The organism is Microbacterium sp. CnD16-F (assembly GCF_024124465.1).
Lineage (GTDB): Bacteria > Actinomycetota > Actinomycetes > Actinomycetales > Microbacteriaceae > Microbacterium > Microbacterium gawkjiense.
This window is the reverse complement of sequence record NZ_JAMXSA010000106.1, coordinates 1-2127: the sequence shown is the minus strand read 5'-3', so window position 1 is coordinate 2127 and position 2127 is coordinate 1. Positions and strand designations below refer to the sequence as shown.

Sequence of the window (2127 nt, the reverse complement as noted above, 5' to 3'; positions counted from 1 at the left end):
TGTCGACGGCGCTCGAAAACTGGACAGTAGCGGCGCTTGAAAAGTGAACACTCAACGATTGGAGAGTGATCACTTTGGAGGACTGGGCGTTGATCCGGAGGCTGGCCGGCGAGGGCGTGCCGAAGGCGCATATTGCTGAGCGGTTGGGGATCTCGAGGACCACGGTCATCAAGGCGGTGAACTCGGAATCGCCGCCTCACTATGAGCGGACAGCGGCGCCGACGTCGTTCACGCCGTTCGAATCGCGGGTGCGTGCGTTGCTGCTGGAGACGCCGACGATGCCGGCGACGGTGCTCGCGGAGCGGGTCGGGTGGACGGGCTCGATCCGGTGGTTCCGTGACAACGTGAAGCGGTTGCGGCCCGAGCAGCAGCGTCTCGATCCCGCGGATCGGATCACGTGGGCGGCGGGGGACGCGGCGCAGTGCGATCTGTGGTTCCCGCCGAAGAAGATCCCGCTCGAGGACGGGACAGCGAAGCTGTTGCCGGTGCTGGTGATCACCCCGGCGCATTGCCGGTTCACGACGGGAGTGATGATCCCGACGCGGAAGACGGAGGATCTGCTGCTCGGGACCTGGCAGCTGATCGAGCAGCTCGGCCGGGTTCCGCGTCGGCTGATCTGGGACAACGAGCCCGGCATCGGGCGAGGACGCCGTCACGCGGACGGAGTCGACGCGTTCATGGGAACCCTCGCGACCAAGCTCGTGCTGCTGCCGCCGCGGGATCCGGAATCGAAAGGGATCGTGGAACGCCGCAACGGTTGGTTCGAGACATCGTTCATGCCGGGCCGGTCATTCACCTCGCCCGCGGACTTCAACGAGCAGTTCACCGACTGGCTCGGAGTCGCCAACCAGCGGAGGGTGCGCACCCTGGCCGCCTCTCCGATCTCGCTGCTGCCTGCGGATCTGGCGGCGATGTTGCCGTTGCCGCCGATCCCGTTGCATCTGGGCTGGCGGAACCGGATCCGGCTCGGCCGCGACTACTACGTCCGCATCGACACGAACGACTACTCCGTCGACCCGCGCGCGATCGGCAGGATCGTCGACGTCACCGCGGACCTGGACCGGGTCCGCGTCCGCCTCGATGGACGGATCATCGCCGACCACACCCGTGTCTGGGCACGAGGAATGGTGATCACCGACCCCGCGCATCGAGAAGCTGCGGCCGTCCTACGACGCGAGTTCCAGCAGCCGCGACTTGTTCCAGTCGGCGACGATCTGACTCGGGATCTCGCCGACTACGACCGCGCGTTCGGGCTCGTCGAGGGGAGCAACTGATGGCCGGCAAGACCGACGTCGCGAAGCAGATCACCTATTTCGCCGGCGCACTCAAGGCACCCCGGATCACGGAGGCCGCAGCCCGGATGGCGGACCAAGCACGCGACGCCGGGTGGTCGTTCGAGGACTACCTCGCCGCCGTCCTCGAACGCGAAGTGAGCGCTCGCAACGCCTCCGGCGCGGAGCTGCGGATCAAAGCCGCTGGCTTCCCGAGCCGGAAGACGCTCGAGGACTTCGACTGGGACGCGCAACCAGCCACCCGGCAGCAGATCGCCGCGCTCGCTTCGGGAGGGTTCCTCCTCGAAGCGCAGAACGTGGTCCTGCTCGGCCCTCCCGGGACCGGGAAGACGCACCTCGCGACCGCGCTCGGGATCGTCGCTGCCCGCCACGGGCACCGGGTGTTGTTCGCGACTGCGACCGATTGGGTCACCCGACTCGCCGACGCCCACCGGCAAGGCAACCTCCCACGAGAGCTCACCCGGCTTCGCCGTTACGGGCTGATCATCGTCGACGAAGTCGGCTACCTCCCGTTCGAACAAGACGCCGCCAACCTCTTCTTCCAGCTGGTCTCGTCACGCTACGAACACGCGTCGCTGATCCTGACCTCGAACCTGCCGTTCTCCGGCTGGGGTGGCGTCTTCGGAGACCAGGCCGTCGCCGCCGCGATGATCGACCGGATCGTTCACCACGCCGACGTCCTCACCCTCAAAGGGGCCAGCTACCGCCTCCGCGGCAGAGGCATCGACAGCCTCCCCAGCATTCGCACCACCACCGACGAGACCCCTGGCTAGACTGCCCGCAACCGTTCACTTTTCGAGCGCCGAAAGTGACCAGGATTCACCCGCCGCCGACA

Annotated in this window: 2 protein-coding genes; both read left to right on the top strand. The window is 67.0% G+C overall.

The genetic code is table 11. The features are described 5' to 3' along the window. Positions 1-65: 65 nt before the first annotated feature. Positions 66-1274 carry an IS21 family transposase gene (gene istA, locus NH287_RS14930; RefSeq protein ID WP_125133149.1) on the top strand — a complete coding sequence of 403 codons (1209 nt, stop codon included), beginning with the start codon at positions 66-68 and terminating at the stop codon, positions 1272-1274. Then, complete coding sequence (gene istB, locus NH287_RS14925) at positions 1274-2065, top strand: IS21-like element helper ATPase IstB (RefSeq protein WP_125133150.1); 792 nt, start codon at positions 1274-1276, stop codon at positions 2063-2065. Before istA ends, istB begins: the two co-directional genes overlap by 1 nt. The last annotated feature ends 62 nt before the right edge of the window (positions 2066-2127 follow it).